This window comes from Cytobacillus oceanisediminis, from assembly GCF_004366035.1.
Lineage (GTDB): Bacteria > Bacillota > Bacilli > Bacillales > Cytobacillaceae > Cytobacillus > Cytobacillus oceanisediminis_C.
Map to the genome: position 1 here is coordinate 558,277 of NZ_SOEE01000001.1, position 17,128 is coordinate 575,404.

Consider the following 17,128-nt stretch of genomic DNA (forward strand, 5'->3'; position numbering starts at 1 on the left):
AGATGGTTCCCAATTAACAGTAAACTTTAACACATTGCCCATAAGAAAAAACTTCTTATAGTCTGCAGGCTGTGATTCCCAGGTGCAAGGAGTGTTTGACATGTTTTTACAGGATGTTCTTGATTTAACCATCAAGAAGCTAAAGGCACAGACAGCAAATATCTTAACTCTGTCTAACCTGTTCTTAGGGTGCTTTGCTATTTTATTTTCTATTAATGACAATTTGAAATTGAGTATGCTGCTGATTTTTATTGCAGCTCTTGCTGACCGGTTTGATGGGATGGCAGCAAGAAAAATGAATATTGAATCGGATCTAGGAAAGCAGCTGGATTCTATGAGTGATATTATTTCTTTTGGAGTTGCTCCTGCACTGCTCCTATACATGGGAGTCCTTTATGATTATGGGGCACCAGGCGCTTTCTTAACTGCTCTATATATCGGCTGTGGAGCTTTAAGGCTAGCCCGTTTTAACATCAGTGACAATAATGGCTATTTTACAGGATTGCCAATAACGGCTGCCGGCTGCCTGGCCACTTTATGCTTTCTGGCAATTCCATATTGGCCTTCACCTTTATTTCTCTTTATCATGCTGACACTTTCCATTCTAATGATAAGCCCTTTCAGGCTGAAAAAAATGTAAAAAAAGCCGTGCTCATATTAAGAGCGCGGCTTCAGCTTTTATTAATTCTCTGTTAATTCCAGGAATTCTTCCACATCGTCCATGCATAATTGAACGGCACCTTCCCAGAACTCAGGCTTTGTTAAATCTGCATTTAAATGCTTCATAGCTAAATCTTCGACTGTCATGGATGCAGTATCCTTTAATAATGCTATATATTTTTCTTCATACCCTTTACCTTCTTTAAGAGCCTGTGCATAAATTCCAAGCGAGAACAAATATCCAAAAGTATATGGAAAATTATAAAATGGCACGCCAGTAATAAAGAAATGGAGCTTTGAAGCCCAGAAAGACGGATGATACTCATCAAGTGCGCTTCCATAAGCTTCTTTTTGGGCATCCGTCATGATTTCATTTAGACGGTCCGCACTTACATTTCCTCGTTTTCTTTCTTCATAGAATCGTGTTTCAAACAGAAATCGTGCATGGATATTCATGAGCAGCGCAACAGACCTTTGCACTTTATCTTCTAAAAGCGCAAGTTTCTCTTCTTCTGTTCCTGCATTTTTCACTGCTGCATCAGAGACAATCATTTCCGCAAAAGTAGAAGCTGTCTCAGCAACATTCATGGCATAATTTCGGTTCAGCAAATGAAGGTCCTTCATCGCGTATGTATGAAAACCATGCCCCAGTTCATGTGCAAGGGTTGAAACATTGGATGGTGTCCCTGAGTATGTCATAAAGATCCTTGATTGACTGCTTTCGGGGAAGTAAGTATGGAAACCGCCTGGCGCCTTTCCTGGGCGATCCTCTGCTTCAATCCATTTTTCTTCAAACGCTTTTTTAGAAAAGGCTGTCATTTCTTCTCCAAAGTGAGCAAACTGCTCAAGGATAAAATCTGCACCCTGCTGATAAGTTAATTTTGTTTCTGACTTGGAGAGCGGGGCATCCAGGTCATACCAGCTTAATTTCTCTAAGCCTAAAAGCTTTGCTTTTCTCTCTAAATATTTAACAAGAGGTGCCTTATTTTCTGAAATTACATTCCACATCGTATCCAGGGTTTCTTTTTTCATTCTGTTTAAGTCCAGAGGTTCTTTGAGGAAGTCGCTCCAGCCTCTTAATTTATATATATTTAATCTAAAACCGGCTAAATGATTTAAGGTTTTAGATAAATAGTCTGACTGGCTGTTCCAGGATTTTTCCCAATTATCAAAAACTTCCTTGCGCAATTTTCTGTCAGGACTTGAAAACTTATTAGCAGCCTGTCCAACTGAAAGCTGCTTTATCTCGCCATTTTCAGTGTAAGGAATTTTTATATTTCCTACTATTACGTCATACATCTGGCCCCATCCGTGGTAACCATCAACTGCAAGAGCATTAATGACAGTTTCTTCCTCTTGCGAAAGCTTTTCTGAGGCATTTTCGCGGCGTTCGTTTAATACGAATGAAAGCTCATTTAAATCCTTATCATTTATAATTTGCTCCCATGAACCTTGATCTAAATTTGCAAGCTTCTGATCAAATGCCGTTAAAGCGTTTTGAAAAGCTGCACTAAGTTCCGTAGTTGCCCCTCTAAGATCTTTCGCTTTCTTATCCTCGGTATTTTGGGCCTGAAGACAGCTCACAAAAGCACCAGCCTGACGCACTTTTCTTGCCGTCTGCTGGAAAAGCTCAATGATTTCGCTTATTTCAGCTGCATCTGCAGCAGAATTAGCAGGCTGCCAGTTATGTATTTGATTAAAAAATAAATCAATATGCTTCCTTGTTTCCAGTAAATGCTGATCAAATTCTGCTGAGTCGCTTCCATCCTTAAAAAAGACATCCAAATCCCAAACTGACGAATAGGCTGTTACAGTCATATAATCCCCCCATAAAAAGTTTCGACTACAGAAATATTATACAGTGATTTTTCCGAAATTTCTATAAATATTCTATAAAAGAGGCCCACACCCCCTGGTATGAGCCAACCGCTGGATATTTCTATCTGAAATAGCCGCCGCCATAGTATGCAAACCCTCCAAAAACAAGCAGCAGGATCAGCAGAACAACTGCGAGGGCCAGCCAGAATCCCCCGCCTCCATAATAACCGCATGGATAAGGAGGGGGAACAGGATAACCGCCATAACCATAAGGCATAACCTTAACCTCCCTTCGCCTTCTATTATTAAGATATGTAATTTATGGACCAGCGTTTAGGCTTTTACACTAAAATATCGGTGAAAAACCGGTATGTTCTTGGCACCTCTCTTAGATTAGTTCATTGGATATACCAGAAGGAATTTTATGGGAGGAGTGTTAAATGAAAATTATCTCAATCTGCAAAAAATGCAAAGGTACAGGCAATATAACAGCATATAAATTCATAAAGAAAACCTGCCCTGCCTGCAATGGATCCGGCAAAGTGACTAAACACCTTTCCGACTTCAAAAAAGAGGAACGAAATAAGACTTTTCTTCACTCTTCATAGGGAGCTATTTAACAGAACCCTTCCCTCAGGCAAGGGTTTTTTATTTTACACTGAAATACTATATAATGACATCGATAATCAAAATAACCGTTAACCCGATATGAATTGGAGTGAAATCAATGAAACAAGGCAGAACGATTTTGGCAGTTCTCCTATTATTGCTCGCAGCTGGCTGTTCTGCTGAGAAAGAGCAAAGTAAAAAAACTGCTGATGAACCATCAAGTAAAACTTCAGATGAGGCTGACTATACTATTATTGAGGCATCAGCTCAGCAAATCGAGCATATTCAAGGAATTGGATACCCGGGAAATGATACTGGACTCTACCTATCGTCCAGCGATGGCTTAAAGTTTTATAAAGATGGCATTTGGCATGAGACCACTTCCCTTAACCATGACTACATGGGTTTTCAGGCAGTCAAAGAGGGATTTATTGTAAGCGGCCAGCCTGATAAGAACTCAGTCATAAAAAACCCTCTTGGTATTGTGAAAAGCACTGATAAAGGAGCTTCTTTTAAAAACCTGGCTTTTAGCGGAACAAGTTCCTTCCCTTTTTTAGCTGCCGGCTACGATACAAATATAATCTACATGATCAACCAGGATAAAAGCGAAGAGCTCGAGGCAGGTGTCTACCGCTCTCAGGACGCAGGAAAAACATGGGAGACAGTCAGCTTAAAAGGGCTTGAGGCCGACACACTTGGAATGATTGCGGCACATCCAACTCATCCGGAAATCATGGCCATGTCCACAAGAAGCGGCATCTTCTTCTCACAGGATAGAGGTGAAACTGTGAAATTAGTATCTGACCCAGTCATGGCTACAGCCCTCGCTTTCACAGAAAATAGCTTGTACTATGCGTATGCGGATCAGGAAAAGGTTCAAATGAGCAAAATCGATCTTGAAACGATGGAAAACTCACAAATTAAAATCCCTTTTCTCAGCTATGATAACCCTATTACATACATTGCTGCCGATAATAAATCTAAGGGAAGGCTTGCAATTTCAACGTATCTCAAAGATTTATATGAATCTGCAGACAGCGGTGCGAACTGGCAGCTTTTATTAAAAAATGGAAGAATTGAATAAATCAAAACGGAAGCGCCTTATCAGAGGAACTTCAACTTAAGACCGCAAATATCCTGTGGCGAACGTTGAAGCCTGCACATCCTGTGCAAGTCCGACAGGCATAAGGCGATTCACACTGGAAACCTCCCAAAGCAAGTTTTGGTCGGGTGAAGCATCTCTGCCGAAGCGTTCCTTGTCCTGATTTCTGGAGTTATTTGACTTATGACCCGAGGGGGCGAGGGGCTTAAGCTGGATGCTGACAATCATTCCGCAGAGGTATTTTCCACCGCTCCATTATATAGGTCCTATACAATTACCAAAGGGACAGTCGAACTGTCCCTTTAGCTGTTATTTTTCCTTTTTTCTTTTTCCGCCCGATAAAACTCATGGAACATTTTCATCAGTGCCCTCTTTTCAATCCGGGAGACGTAACTTCTAGAGATGCCAAGCTCTTTGGCAATTTCTCTTTGTGTTTTTTCTTTTTGCAGGTCAAGCCCGAACCTTCCGACAATTACTTCTTTTTCCCTGTCATCTAAAACATCAATATACTCCTTCACTTTTTCCAGCTCCATATTTAACTGTATCGTATTAATAACATCCTCAGATTCCGACTTAAGAACGTCAATAAGGGATATTTCGTTTCCTTCTTTGTCCTGCCCGATGGGATCATGAAGGGATACATCTTTTTTCGTCTTCTTCAGTGCCCGCAAGTGCATCAGTATCTCATTTTCAATACAGCGGGCTGCATAGGTGGCAAGTTTTGTGCCTTTTCCTTCCGAATAACTCTCGATGGCCTTTATCAGTCCGATTGTCCCTATTGATATCAGATCTTCAGAATCCTCGCCTGTATTTTCGAATTTCTTAACAATATGGGCGACCAGCCTTAGATTATGTTCAATAAGCATATTACGTGCATGCGCATCGCCTGCAGCCATCAATCGCAAGTATTTCTTTTCATCTGCAGGAGACAGCGGTTGAGGAAATGCATTATTTTTTACATAAGATACAAGAAACACAATCTCCTTAACCAAAAACCCGAGTGCAGTTAAAATACCGGACATCGTTCCACCCCCGCTTAGAATGCGTTCAAAAATGTCTATAACTAATTCCTATGTATGGATAGAGTTGTTTTTGTCTGTCCAATAGAGATATTTTCTTCAGAAAATATTTTCTTCTTCATTTACACTGCAATTTGACAAGCTATCTGTCATGATAATAGGATATAATCATTTATAATATCGCTGTTATCCCCAATACATAGCTTTGGAAGAAAGAGGTTTTGATATTTGAATGCCCAGAGAATCATTTTAGCTCTCGTCTTTTTTATTGTTCTGCTTGACAGTCTTGCCAAATTTATTTTCGAAGGTTTTTCTTTAAAAACCTTGATGATATTGCTTGCAGTGTCTGGAATCGTCTTATTTCTCTGGATTTTCCCAAAGAAAAAGGACTGACTTTTCAATTCCAAAGTCAGTCCTTTTTTTTTTAATGCAAGCTACTCCGCTACGCTCACCTCAGCTGATATGATGCAGCCGATAGTGCCGCACACAACCAATCCCATTACGATCCAAAACATCTTTCACACCCCTATTAAATTCCTTATTTTCTTTAATGTAACATGGTTTCTGCATCAGAAAAGGAGAGGAATGTGAACATTCTGTTAATCCGGATCATATGGATCAGTTCCTTTTTTTACGGAATTTCAGGGTTAAAATTAATATATGCAAAGACATGCGCCTTACCTCCTAACCGGTTACAGCTTCGTTAGGTGGAATCTTTCTCCACCCAAAAAATTGCCTGACGTCCTTGTAAAATGTAAAACATTTAGCAAACCACCTTTCCTCATTTTTTATCACTGAAAATTAAAATGGACGGTAAATAGAGAATTGACGATCACGGTTTTGATCGATAATTTTTTTAGCCATTTGTTCGCGAACAACATCTTCTGCTGATAATTGACGTTTTTTTATTGTGACTGTCAAAAATAATATATTTAATGTCATTAGATATTCCACCTCCTCGTTCACATCCAGCCTGAAGGCACAAAAAAGCCGCAAAGAGATACACTCCCAGCGGCCTGGCCATAAGGCATAAAAAACCGCAGGGCACAATTCTCCCTGCGGCATGGATATGTAATGTCAATTAAGCAAATCTAAGCGATCCATTCCATGTAGGTCGAATTTGTAAAATATTTATTTAGCTGTGCCTCTAATACAATTGCCTTTAACATCATTTCATTCGACCTCCTTTTTAGAATTTTTTCACTTATAATGGTAATTATATCCACGATTATATAGTTTGTAAACCTTTTTTGATCATTTTTATTTATTTTTTTATTAAATAAAAAAAACGCCCGGAGATCCGGCCGTCATTTTATTTATTTCCTCATTAGATATTCCTGTCCTTCATCCGTTTCATTCAATTTACTTCGGCATCGTTTTGAAAGGATAAAGAAAAGGATTGAGCCAAACAGGAAAGCTGAAGAAGATCCAGCCATTATATATAAATCAGTAACTGTGTTTGCAGTGTCAGGGATAATCAAACCAATGTAAAAAAATGATCCGACAGCAAGCATAGAAATTGCAAAACGCTTGAAATCCACCATTTTTTCAAATAAATGCTTTGCTTCATTCTTCATTTATTATCACCTTCTATGGAATAAATCTTATAAAAGACTATAATCCTACTTTAACATATATGGCAGCTGTGAAGGTGATGTAAATATTGTAAGCGAGGGAAAAACATCCAAATAAGAAAAGCGGAAGGCGTCTGAAGCTAGACAGTTATCGAAGTTAAAAACATTATAGATTCTGATATTACGAAAAAGACGGCTTCCCATGATGAAAAGCCGCCAAAACACCGTTATCTTTTATTATTGCTTTAGGGCATCCACAATCTTCATTACAAGCGTAGCGGAATGAAGTGCCGCCTTCTCCAAAAATTGCTCAAATGAAACATCGGATTCTTTTCCAGCAATATCAGAGAGTGCACGAATGACAACAAAAGGAGTCTTAAATTGATGGGCAACCTGTGCCACTGCCGCTGCTTCCATTTCTACTGCCTGCAAGTCTGTAAATTTATCACGGATATAATCCACTCTTGCTGGATCATTCATGAAGGAATCACCTGTTGCAATTAACCCTCTGACAACCTGGATATCCCCGATTTCCTTTGCACACGCTTCAGCGATCTGTACCAGACTGCCGTCTGCTTCAAAAGCAGGCGGCAATTGGGGCACCTGACCATATTCGTAGCCAAAAGCGGTAACGTCTACATCATGATGCCTAACCTCCGTGGAGATTACCGTGTCTCCCACATTCAGTTCTGGATTAAAGCCTCCAGCAGAACCCGTATTAATGACAAAATCCGGCTTATATCTCTCCAAAAGTATAGCTGTGGACATGGCTGCATTTACTTTGCCTATGCCTGAACGGAGAAGCACCACTTCCGCACCATTCATTTTCCCTGCTGTATACTCGCACCCGGCGATCGTTTCCTGGCTCTTGTCTTCTATTTTATCTCTAAGTAATGTTACTTCTTCTTCCATTGCTCCAATAATAGCTATTTTCATAAATAAAACCTCTTTCTCATTTTTCTAAGCTTTTGATTGCATTCATCAGTAATAGAGTGCCCATATGCAATATCCAAACTCTATTCTACCATCATAGACGGGATGTTTGCCATATTCGAAAATCCATCCATACAGCCCCTATCCAGAATTGAAAGTTGCCAGACTTAAATGCACACCATAAAATAAATATTGAAACAGTATTGAAGGGAAGGGAATCACAATGAATTTTCAGTTTGATTTGATAGAAGATAAGGTTGAGTTCTTTGAGGCTCTTGCTTTAAAAGAGCTTGAAAAGAAAATAAATGCACAAATTGAGCATAATAAAGCAATTCTTTTAACCGTCCATCACGTTTCCCATCAAATGCATCTCGATGAGAATGGGAGAACGTATTACTCGGCGGTAGTGCACTTTAAGGCAAAAAAATAAGGACGCCACCGGCGTCCTTATTACCTAATTAATTTATTTCATTTAATACTTCCACTTTGGATGGCTTCCAGCCTTCTCCGTCAACCCAGTCAATATAGACGCGGTACTTTTCGCTTTTATCTTTTGTGGAAATTGTCCCAACAGAGCTGTTTGGCCCATTATTGCCAAGGAACCAAACAGTCATATTGCCCTGTTCAATACCTGTAGCATATGAAATGGCACTGAGCATTTCCTGCCAATCCACATGATTTTGATCGTAGACAGCAGTATGTTCTCCGGACTGAGATGTGCCGACTGGTTTCCATGCTGGGTTTTCAATCGTTTTTTCAACATCAGGACCGCTTCCGCCTTCTGTTACGACTTGTTCTTTATCTTCCTCAGACTCATCTTCAGCTTTATTCTCTTCAGCTTTTTTATCTTCTTTATCAGATTCTTTATCTGCTTTCTCTTTGTCTTTACTCTTATCCTGCTCTATGTCATTGTCCTGGTCTTCCCGGTTACTCTCATTTTGTTTCGATTCAGATGCTGTCTGTTCATCAGCAGGAACTGCCTGATCATTATTTCCGCCAAAGAATATTTTGGCTGATACCACAATAATTAGGACGATAACAAGTGCAATAAGACTATTTAAAATAATATTGGTTTTTTTTCTTTTTTCCCGTTTTCCAAAACGGGATTCTCTGCTATTCCCTTTCAAAGCTTTCTCCTCCCCAATCTGTCAGGATTTCAAGTAAATATCAAAAGGATCTGTTGATTTCCGTACAGGCACGCAGCGTACCCGCGGGGAGTGCTGCGTGCTTCCTCGGCTTTGCCTTTGGTGCCTCGCATTCCCTCACTTCCCGCAGGACATTGAATAATCCTGCCTTAATCAACACAGACCGAAGAAAATGCAAATGCATTTTCGAGGATCAAGTACCCTCCGTTCCAATCAACTCAGTGCATAAACTTAGGGCATAAACTCTACATACGTTGAAAGAATCAATATTAATAAAATGAGAATAACTTTACCCAAACAGCGCTGTCAACATTCTAACATGGAATCAGGTTATCTTAAAAGAATTAACCTATAGACGTACTGCAAGCAGTTAAATGGACGACAGCAGCATGCGGAAAGTTACACTATACCATATTTACTTAAGAGTCCGCAGAGCCAGATGGAGGATTTTCTTCATTATGATTATTGTTATAGATTTCTTTCACAATATCTGCAAAAAGCGGATTTACTCCTCCTGTGTCTTCAGTAACTTCCAGGTTTACAGCTACAAGGGCATATTTTGGGTTTTTATAAGGAAAATAACCCGCAAACCATTTATTGTGAAGCTGTTTCCCATCTGCCATTATACCTGTTTCTGCAGTACCCGATTTGCCTGCAACCTCATATGGAAGTTCTTTAAACCAGCGTCCGGTCCCTTCTTCATTTAACACTACTTCCCTAAGCAGCCTTTGAAGCTTCATAGCGGTAAAAGGGGCAATTTTATCTCCCTCCAGCTTCTTTTCCTTGAATTCTATAAGAGATGTACTGTTTTTATATTCTATTTCAGAAGCAACCCGGACCATTTCTTTATCTCCTCCTCTAGCTATAGTTGCCATCATATTGGCAACAGCAAGTGGAGTGGCTCTTACTTCATGCTGTCCGATCCCTGTCAGACCGGCAAAATTACTGTCTTTTTTTGCATCTTCAGACAGAAACACTCGTCCCTTTTCTTCGCCTTGAAGCTGTTTGAAATCATTAAAATGATAAATATCCCCCTGCCAGCTCACAGGACCCATTAATGAAAGTTTTTCTGCATACTCCTCAAGGAGATCCGGGTTAATATCTTTTAGCTCCTTAGCAATGGAAGCAAATGTATTATTGCAGCTTCTGGCAAAGCTATCATTAAAATTCAGCATCCCATGCTGGTATTTAAGATCAGGTTCCCCGTTTATTTTCCTGCTGCAGTCAAATTGCCTTTGCGGATCGTCCAGGCCTTGATCAATTGCCGCAGCTGCCACCACTGTTTTAAAAACAGATCCCATAATTTGCTGTTTAATCATATGATTTACTGTCCCGCTGCTTTCTGCATCAAAAGGATTGTCTTTATTAATAGAAGGACGTGACACCATTGCCAAAACCGAATTAGTCTCTATATCAAGAAGGACAACTCCACCTTTTTTAATCCCATGCTGATCAGCCAATTTTTCGGTCATCATCTGCAAATCGTAGTCCAAGGTTGTTCTAATATTAACCGGATAAAAGGGATTTGCTGGCTCAACATATTTTACATCAATGCCAAACAGCGGGCCGCCAGTCCCATCCACATGATAGACAAGTTTTGATGCCCCTTCAGGAAGCAGAAACTCATCAAAGCTTTTCTCCATGCCGGTTATGCCAATCATTGTGTCAGAAGAAAGATCTTTGTTCGGATATCTTTCATTTAAAACGTTCTGATTTTGTCCGGTAATTCCAATTAGCTGAGATGCAGGCTTCTCAGAACGGCTGTATTTCTTCTCAACAGCAAATACACCCGGAATTTTCAATGCATTGATGTCCTCCATCTGCTCGATTGACAGCTGTATTGGCTTTGGGGTTCCAAAAGCAAAAGGCTCTTTTGCATTCTCAACCGAATGTCGCAAGGAATACTCCGAAGCACCCGTAATCTTAGATATCTTCTTTATATCCCAATCCATTCTTGCAAGGAAGGGGAATAATATAAGAACAGATTTATTTTCAAATGTCATTGGATTTCCGCTGCGATCCAGGAAATTCCCTCTGCCGGCATCAATAATCATTTCCTGGGACCGCTGACGGACACTCGATTCCAATAAGTTGATTTCTCTGTCTGTAAAATGCTCTGTTGAAACCAACTGCAGCTGTACCAATCTGCCCATAAGAAAACAAAGGACCATGAAACTAACGATAAGCCAGCCAACTGCTCTTTTTCTCCACATAAAAAAACACCTCGTCAAAAGTCTTGACGAGGTTTTCTTATTTCAAACCAGCTATTCTTATTTAATAGAAACAATGCGTACGTTCATTTCTCCACCAGGAGTCTGAACAGTCACTTCATCTCCAACTGTACGGCCAATCAGGCTTTTGGCAATTGGTGAATCATTTGAGATTTTCCCTTCAAAAGGATCCGCCTCTGCACTTCCCACGATAGTGTAAGTTTCTTCATCTCCATCCGGAAGCTCTACGAAAGTAACGGAACGGCCAAGTCCAACAATATCTCCGGCCATTTCTTCCTCTTGGATGATCTTTGCATTGCGGATCATATTTTCAAGAGTGGTAATCCTGCCTTCAACAAATGCCTGCTCTTCTTTCGCTGAATCATATTCTGAGTTCTCGGAAAGATCTCCGAAGCTTCTTGCGATTTTTATACGTTCAACCACTTCTTTGCGTTTAACCGATTTTAAATATTCAAGTTCCTGCTCAAGTTTTTCTTTACCTGCTTGTGTCATTGGGAAAACCTTTTCTGTAGCCAAAACCTTCACTCCTTCGAATTACACATTCTTTAAAAGTATGTGTTCTATAAATGTATGTACTTCTTTTTATCATATTTTTAGGAAAATGAACAGGAGCGCGTCCTTTGTTAAAGGGCGCGCAGATCATCTTTTTATGTTCACTGGCTCTGATAAATTTTAAAATGCTGTTCGGCAGCAGCTTAGCCATTCGGTAAAAGGATAAGTCCTATTGAACATTTTCAATGCTATTGTTTCATAAAAATGACTTTTGTTCAAGAATTGTTTGAATTTTTGTGACCATTAAATCGATGGCAACATAATTATGCCCGCCTTCAGGAATAATGATGTCAGCATATCTTTTGGTCGGCTCAATAAATTGATTATGCATTGGCCGTACCACATTTACATATTGTTCAATGACTGAATCCATTGTGCGTCCCCGTTCTTTTATATCCCTGAATAAGCGGCGGATAATACGCAGGTCAGCATCCGTATCTACATATAATTTCATGTCCATCAGATTACGGAGTCTCTCATCCTCAAGGATCAGAATGCCTTCTAAGATGATAACATCCTTTGGTTCGACTTCAATTACCTCTTCGGACCTTGTATGCATGGCATAATCATATACAGGCTTGTTAATCGGTTCATATCTTAGCAGGCTTTCAATATGTTCAATTAGCAGGTCGTTATCAAATGCAAGCGGATGGTCATAATTCGTTTTCAATCTTTCTTCAAAAGGCAGATGAGTCTGATCCTTATAATAATAGTCCTGTTCGATCATAAGGATTGAATGCCCTTTGAAACGGTCATAGATCGCTTTGGTTACGCTCGTTTTTCCTGAGCCGGAACCGCCGGCCACCCCAATTACAACGGGTTTGCGTTTCATTGATTAGAGCTCCTTTCGCATCATGTTGTTAGGGTATACCGGCTTATCAACCTTAAATTGAACAATTTGAAGCGGATGGCGCGCTGCATCCAGCTCATTGCCTTTTTCATCCCATATTTTATCGATGACTTGTGTAAAATTGTCAATTTCAGGACCAAAGAATTCTACTTCTTCTCCAGGCTGAAATTTATTTCTCTGCTGAAGGGTAACAACCTGTGTATCCGGATTGTATTCCAGTACAAGCCCAACGAAATCGATATTCGTCTTTTTGCTATGATTTCCAAACATTTGCTCTTTATACCCAGGAACCCCTTCAAAGAAAGCGGGAGCTGTTTCGCGGTTTGCACATTTATCAAGCTCTTCCAGCCATTCCGGCTTAATCTTGAAGTTATCAGGATCTGCACAATAGGCATCAATCACTTTACGGTACACGGTGACTACTGTTGCAATGTAATGAATGGATTTCATGCGTCCTTCTATTTTTAAGCTGTCAATTCCCAGTTCAATCATACGGGGAATTGATTCAATCAGCTTAAGATCTTTCGGACTCATGGCAAAAGGAGCATCTCCTTCGCTGTATAAAGGAACTTCATTCTCGTCTTCAAGCTGGTATAAATCATAATCCCATCGGCAGGATTGGCAGCAGCCGCCTCTGTTGGAATCACGGGCTGTCATATGATTGCTGAGTGTACAGCGTCCGGAGTAGGCAATACACATTGCCCCGTGGATGAAGGTTTCAATTTCAATGTCTACCTTCTCCTTCATTTCTTTGATTTCCTCCGCACTTGTTTCACGCGCAAGGACGACACGCTCCAATCCTTCTTCTTTCCAGAATTCCACTGCCTTCCAGTTAGATAGGGATTGCTGCGTGCTTAAATGGACTTCTATCTCAGGTGCAACACGGCGGCAGGTTTCAATGATAAGCGGATCTGCTACAATGATTCCTGCTACTCCTGCTTCTTTAAGGCCCAGCAAATACTCCTCAAGACCATCAATATTTTCGTTATGCGCGAATATATTGGTTGTGACATAAATCTTAGCTCCGTATTTTTTGGCGAATTCCACGCCTTCTTTCATTTCTTCAAAAGTGAAATTGCCTGCGTTCGAACGGAGGCCATATTCCTGTCCGCCGATAAACACGGCGTCTGCACCATAGTGGACCGCAATCTTCAGCTTTTCAAGGTTTCCTGCCGGAGCAAGCAATTCAGGCTTCTTTACAATAACCCTTTTGCCGTTGACAATTTCGGAAATTTTCTCCTTTACCGCTGCCATAAAGCTTCCTCCTCTTTCTTTTTAATATAGTCAAATCAGTAGACGGTTTCTTTGAAGAAGAACCCAGTATCAAGCTTACGGTTAGCTGGCTGAATTTCTTCAATTTCACCGAGTAGATCGTCTTTTATTTCATCGTATTGGTCCGGGTCTTCGACACATAGATCAATAGCTTTTCTGTAGAGCTTAGTGACTTCGATAATATATTCAGGACTTTTTAATACCCCGTCAATTTTAAATGAATCAATGCCTGCTTCAATCATTTCCTGCAGTTCATCAATAATGCAGATGTCATTGGGGCTCATAATATGAGTGCCATTTTCATCTTCAAAGATAGGGTATTTGTTTTCCCGTTCCTTATCGTGAAGGAACATGCTTTTTTCCTGTGCGCGGTTTTCAACTTCCAGAGCTTTTCCCTGGTATTCATAATAATTGCCAAGCAGGGAGCGCTTAGATTGGAACATTGCAGTCATGCCATGAACCTGCACTTCAATTTCCACTTCAGCATTTTCTTTTATTTCAATGATGGCATCCATATTAATCTCTCTTGCCAGGACTGCGCGTTTAGCGCCCTTTCTGCCCCAGTAATTGCATGTATACCAGTTTGTTGCAGTAGTTTCAGTATTCCAATGGAGCTTCATGTCAGGGGCAGCCGAGCGGGCTGCCATCAATACAGCAGGATCCCCAAAGATAATAGCATCTGCATTAATTTTTTTTAAGAAACTGATATAGCCCTCGAGTTCAGGCACTTTATCATTATGAAATAAAGCATTCATCGCCACATACACTTTTTTCCCATGCTTGTGGGCAATTTCCACCGTTTTTTGCACATCTTCCCTTGTGAATTCTCCTGCAAGCCTAAGTCCATAACGTTGTTCACCTACAACAAAGGCATCTGCACCAGCCGACACAAGCTGCTCGATATCTTCAACTCTTGCGGGTGTTACTAAGAGTTCAGGTTTTCTCATTGTTATCACCTCTTTTTACTAATTGCCACGCCATCCCCAACAGGCAAAATAACTGTGTGGTATTCAGGATGACTCATTAACCATTTATTAAACACATCAATTTTTTTTACCAGATTCCGGATACGTTTATTTTCTATAACAGGTTCACACACAAGACCTTTAAAAAGGACATTGTCTGTAATGATTACGCCGTCATAAGAGAGATAGCGGGAATATAATTCAAAAAACCGCTGATATTGTCCCTTTGCTGCATCGATAAATATAGCATCATAGGGTCCGTGTTTTATGACATCCTCCTCAACTTCCAGAGCATCTCCCTTTATGATGCGGATTTGCTCCTTTTTCCGGGCTTCATCTATATACTGCTCGGCAAGCTGATAACGTTCCACATCGCGTTCAATTGTAATAATTTTCGCTTCAGGAACTGCAAATGCCATTCTGATTGCAGAATAGCCGATTGCTGTCCCTACTTCCAAAATCGTTTTAGGTCTTTGGATGCGCAAAAGCTGAAGCATCGCCTCAATCCCCGCCAGTTCCATGATCGGAACATTATGTTCCTTGGCGTATTGCTCCATTTTGTCCAGTAACTGGGGTCTTTCAGGTATTATCTCCTCTATATATGCATGCAGCTTATCGTTCATCAAGCTGGCATCACCTCGATCAGACGGAATTTTATTGTCAAGCTGCGGCTCCCAGGAACTCACGGGTCTCAGCCGCTTTTCTATTTAGACATGAAAAAATAGCGTTCACAGATAGGATGTGAAAATGCGCTGTACGGCATTCCGGCTTAGGGTGAGCCAGTATCCATGCTTGTCCGTGATTTACGCTATCGCAAAGCTTTATCGCAGTCCAACGGACAGTAAGACCCCACTCCAAGACTGAATGAAATCAAAGAAGTATATATGAGGTCAAACTGTCCGTAAAGGCCCAAAAGAAGAACAAAGATTAAGACGCCACATCCTGTGGCAACATCTTTGTAACCCACATGCTGTGGGCCTCAACTAACAATTATCGGGGATAAAGCCCCACTAATTGGAGTTTCACTGTATAAAACACCTGATCTATTTTACCATAATTAAAAGGGGAATGCTATATCTGCCCATTCCCCTTTTGCTTTTCAATTATTTGTAATATGCTGTGCTTTCTTTTGGTTATGCTCATCTAGAGTTTTTGAGAAAAGCACTTCTCCTGTAGATGTAGCCAGGAAGTACAGGTAATCTGTCTCTGCAGGCACCAATGCTGCTTCAATCGATGAAACGCCGGCATTGGCAATTGGTCCGGGCGTTAGTCCAGGATACTTATATGTGTTGTATGGCGAGTCGATTTCCAAGTCTTTATATAGGACCCTTGATTTATGTTCTCCATGTGCATAAAGGACAGTTGGATCTGTCTGCAGCGGCATTCCTGTGTCTATCCGATTGTAGAAAACACTTGCAATCTGATCACGGTCTACTTTCGCCGTTGCTTCTTCCTCTATAAGCGATGCCATTGTCAATAATTTGTGCGGGGTGTATTCTCGCTCGTCCATGTCACCTTTATACTCTTTAATAACTGATGCCGTTTTATCGAGCATAACTTTGACAATTTCCTCTATAGACGGATCTTCTTTGTAAAAAGGATAGGTTGCCGGAAATAAGTATCCTTCAAGGGGATACTTAATATTCTGTGCAAGGATTTCCTTTGTCAGCAATTCAGGATATTCTGCCATTAAAGACTCAATAAAAGCTTTATCATTGAGTTTCTTCAAAACGTCTTCAGGCTTTTTATCAGTCTTTTCGGCAATGATTCCTGCAATCTGCTCAAGCTGTTTCCCCTCTGGAATGGTGATCTTGAAAGCCAATTCTTCCATAACCTTACCTGTTTTCAAGCTATCCAGGATTTCCTTCATGTTCATGGAAGGCTTTAATTCATATTCTCCTGCCATGAATCCAGCTTCATTTTTAAATTTCACATAATATTTAAAAACACGTGCATCCCTGATAATTCCATTTTCTTCAAGAACAGTGCCGATTCCTGTTACAGATGAACCGATTGGTATTTCTACTTTCTTTGGCTTATCATTGTCGGGATCAACAGGCTTTAAAGCTGAATTAATATAAAAATATCCGCCGCCAATCACTGCAGCAGCTGAGATTAATAATATGATTGCAACTATCATTACAATTTTCCTGACTACTTTCGCTTCCCCTTGGCGCTCAATCATTTTTTCGCGTATTATTTCTTTTTTTCCTTTTTTATCGTCTGCCGACATCACATATCCCCTCCGTTCCAAAGACGTTGGCTTCTTTTGCAAAAGACAAGCTAAATCATGATGTTATCCAGTAAATTAACCAGTATGCTTGCTTGCCAACAGGCCTAAGAATAACTTCGTATCATCATTTTTGTTTCCTGATACATCTCGGCTTATTATACTATA

Annotated in this window: 17 protein-coding genes; 3 read left to right on the plus strand and 14 right to left on the minus strand. The window is 40.4% G+C overall.

Annotated features, from left to right (window positions below; all coding sequences use genetic code 11):
• Positions 1-100: 100 nt before the first annotated feature.
• A complete protein-coding gene (pssA, locus tag DFO72_RS02960; protein ID WP_113882764.1) occupies positions 101-640 on the plus strand; it encodes a CDP-diacylglycerol--serine O-phosphatidyltransferase in 540 nt (179 codons plus the stop codon).
• A 41-nt stretch (positions 641-681) separates the two neighbouring features.
• Here pssA and DFO72_RS02965 read toward each other — a convergent pair whose 3' ends face one another.
• Together DFO72_RS02965 and DFO72_RS29260 are read right to left on the minus strand one after the other, a co-directional pair.
• Positions 682-2,478, minus strand: coding sequence for a M3 family oligoendopeptidase (locus DFO72_RS02965; RefSeq protein WP_113882763.1), 1,797 nt, complete (start codon positions 2,476-2,478; stop codon positions 682-684).
• 121 nt (positions 2,479-2,599) lie between these two features.
• The gene (locus tag DFO72_RS29260) at positions 2,600-2,755 is read right to left on the minus strand and encodes a hypothetical protein (RefSeq protein ID WP_166672411.1); all 156 of its coding nucleotides are present in this window, start codon (positions 2,753-2,755) and stop codon (positions 2,600-2,602) included.
• Positions 2,756-3,205: 450 nt separating this feature from the next.
• On the opposite strand from DFO72_RS29260, the gene DFO72_RS02970 reads away from it, so the two are divergent.
• Positions 3,206-4,171 carry a F510_1955 family glycosylhydrolase gene (locus DFO72_RS02970; protein ID WP_113882762.1) on the plus strand — a complete coding sequence of 322 codons (966 nt, stop codon included), beginning with the start codon at positions 3,206-3,208 and terminating at the stop codon, positions 4,169-4,171.
• Between the two features lie 320 nt (positions 4,172-4,491).
• Here DFO72_RS02970 and sigK read toward each other — a convergent pair whose 3' ends face one another.
• The 4 genes from sigK to mtnN all read right to left on the minus strand — a co-directional run bounded on the left by sigK (position 4,492) and on the right by mtnN (position 7,718).
• Positions 4,492-5,211, minus strand: a complete 720-nt coding sequence (gene sigK / locus DFO72_RS02975) for an RNA polymerase sporulation sigma factor SigK (RefSeq protein ID WP_009333047.1) — start codon at positions 5,209-5,211, stop codon at positions 4,492-4,494.
• A gap of 798 nt (positions 5,212-6,009) precedes the next feature.
• A complete protein-coding gene (locus DFO72_RS02980; protein ID WP_113882862.1) occupies positions 6,010-6,150 on the minus strand; it encodes a YrzI family small protein in 141 nt (46 codons plus the stop codon).
• Between the two features lie 374 nt (positions 6,151-6,524).
• Entirely contained in the window at positions 6,525-6,785 is a 261-nt protein-coding gene (locus DFO72_RS02985; RefSeq protein ID WP_113882761.1) for a YrhC family protein, read from the minus strand.
• 234 nt (positions 6,786-7,019) lie between these two features.
• A complete protein-coding gene (gene mtnN / locus DFO72_RS02990) occupies positions 7,020-7,718 on the minus strand; it encodes a 5'-methylthioadenosine/S-adenosylhomocysteine nucleosidase (RefSeq protein ID WP_113882760.1) in 699 nt (232 codons plus the stop codon).
• A 220-nt stretch (positions 7,719-7,938) separates the two neighbouring features.
• On the opposite strand from mtnN, the gene DFO72_RS02995 reads away from it, so the two are divergent.
• The gene (locus DFO72_RS02995) at positions 7,939-8,145 is read left to right on the plus strand and encodes a YrzA family protein (RefSeq protein WP_113882759.1); all 207 of its coding nucleotides are present in this window, start codon (positions 7,939-7,941) and stop codon (positions 8,143-8,145) included.
• A gap of 28 nt (positions 8,146-8,173) precedes the next feature.
• Here the strand turns inward: DFO72_RS02995 and DFO72_RS03000 are convergent, their stop codons facing one another.
• The 8 genes from DFO72_RS03000 to mltG form a co-directional block, all read right to left on the minus strand.
• Positions 8,174-8,842 carry a YrrS family protein gene (locus tag DFO72_RS03000; protein ID WP_113882758.1) on the minus strand — a complete coding sequence of 223 codons (669 nt, stop codon included), beginning with the start codon at positions 8,840-8,842 and terminating at the stop codon, positions 8,174-8,176.
• Positions 8,843-9,279: 437 nt separating this feature from the next.
• Positions 9,280-11,073: a peptidoglycan D,D-transpeptidase FtsI family protein gene (locus DFO72_RS03005; protein ID WP_113882757.1), complete on the minus strand. Its 1,794-nt coding sequence runs from the start codon at positions 11,071-11,073 to the stop codon at positions 9,280-9,282.
• A gap of 57 nt (positions 11,074-11,130) precedes the next feature.
• Positions 11,131-11,607 carry a transcription elongation factor GreA gene (greA, locus tag DFO72_RS03010; protein ID WP_009333053.1) on the minus strand — a complete coding sequence of 159 codons (477 nt, stop codon included), beginning with the start codon at positions 11,605-11,607 and terminating at the stop codon, positions 11,131-11,133.
• A gap of 232 nt (positions 11,608-11,839) precedes the next feature.
• Positions 11,840-12,475: a uridine kinase gene (udk, locus tag DFO72_RS03015; protein ID WP_053434308.1), complete on the minus strand. Its 636-nt coding sequence runs from the start codon at positions 12,473-12,475 to the stop codon at positions 11,840-11,842.
• Positions 12,476-12,478: 3 nt separating this feature from the next.
• Positions 12,479-13,747: a peptidase U32 family protein gene (locus DFO72_RS03020; RefSeq protein WP_113882756.1), complete on the minus strand. Its 1,269-nt coding sequence runs from the start codon at positions 13,745-13,747 to the stop codon at positions 12,479-12,481.
• Positions 13,748-13,782: 35 nt separating this feature from the next.
• The gene (locus tag DFO72_RS03025; RefSeq protein WP_113882755.1) at positions 13,783-14,712 is read right to left on the minus strand and encodes a peptidase U32 family protein; all 930 of its coding nucleotides are present in this window, start codon (positions 14,710-14,712) and stop codon (positions 13,783-13,785) included.
• Between the two features lie 5 nt (positions 14,713-14,717).
• Positions 14,718-15,353 (minus strand): O-methyltransferase, encoded by a 636-nt coding sequence (locus DFO72_RS03030; RefSeq protein ID WP_113882861.1) that lies wholly within the window; start codon positions 15,351-15,353, stop codon positions 14,718-14,720.
• Positions 15,354-15,829: 476 nt separating this feature from the next.
• Positions 15,830-16,963, minus strand: a complete 1,134-nt coding sequence (gene mltG / locus DFO72_RS03035) for an endolytic transglycosylase MltG (protein WP_113882754.1) — start codon at positions 16,961-16,963, stop codon at positions 15,830-15,832.
• Positions 16,964-17,128 lie beyond the last annotated feature (165 nt).

Coding starts and splice junctions, on each gene's coding strand:
- pssA (WP_113882764.1), top strand. CDS start 101: ATGTTTTTACAGGATGTTCTTGATTTAACCATCAAGAAGCTAAAGGCA.
- DFO72_RS02965 (WP_113882763.1), bottom strand. CDS start 2,478: ATGACTGTAACAGCCTATTCGTCAGTTTGGGATTTGGATGTCTTTTTT.
- DFO72_RS29260 (WP_166672411.1), bottom strand. CDS start 2,755: ATGCCTTATGGTTATGGCGGTTATCCTGTTCCCCCTCCTTATCCATGC.
- DFO72_RS02970 (WP_113882762.1), top strand. CDS start 3,206: ATGAAACAAGGCAGAACGATTTTGGCAGTTCTCCTATTATTGCTCGCA.
- sigK (WP_009333047.1), bottom strand. CDS start 5,211: ATGTCCGGTATTTTAACTGCACTCGGGTTTTTGGTTAAGGAGATTGTG.
- DFO72_RS02980 (WP_113882862.1), bottom strand. CDS start 6,150: ATGACATTAAATATATTATTTTTGACAGTCACAATAAAAAAACGTCAA.
- DFO72_RS02985 (WP_113882761.1), bottom strand. CDS start 6,785: ATGAAGAATGAAGCAAAGCATTTATTTGAAAAAATGGTGGATTTCAAG.
- mtnN (WP_113882760.1), bottom strand. CDS start 7,718: ATGAAAATAGCTATTATTGGAGCAATGGAAGAAGAAGTAACATTACTT.
- DFO72_RS02995 (WP_113882759.1), top strand. CDS start 7,939: ATGAATTTTCAGTTTGATTTGATAGAAGATAAGGTTGAGTTCTTTGAG.
- DFO72_RS03005 (WP_113882757.1), bottom strand. CDS start 11,073: ATGTGGAGAAAAAGAGCAGTTGGCTGGCTTATCGTTAGTTTCATGGTC.
- udk (WP_053434308.1), bottom strand. CDS start 12,475: ATGAAACGCAAACCCGTTGTAATTGGGGTGGCCGGCGGTTCCGGCTCA.
- DFO72_RS03020 (WP_113882756.1), bottom strand. CDS start 13,747: ATGGCAGCGGTAAAGGAGAAAATTTCCGAAATTGTCAACGGCAAAAGG.
- DFO72_RS03025 (WP_113882755.1), bottom strand. CDS start 14,712: ATGAGAAAACCTGAACTCTTAGTAACACCCGCAAGAGTTGAAGATATC.
- DFO72_RS03030 (WP_113882861.1), bottom strand. CDS start 15,353: ATGAACGATAAGCTGCATGCATATATAGAGGAGATAATACCTGAAAGA.
- mltG (WP_113882754.1), bottom strand. CDS start 16,963: ATGTCGGCAGACGATAAAAAAGGAAAAAAAGAAATAATACGCGAAAAA.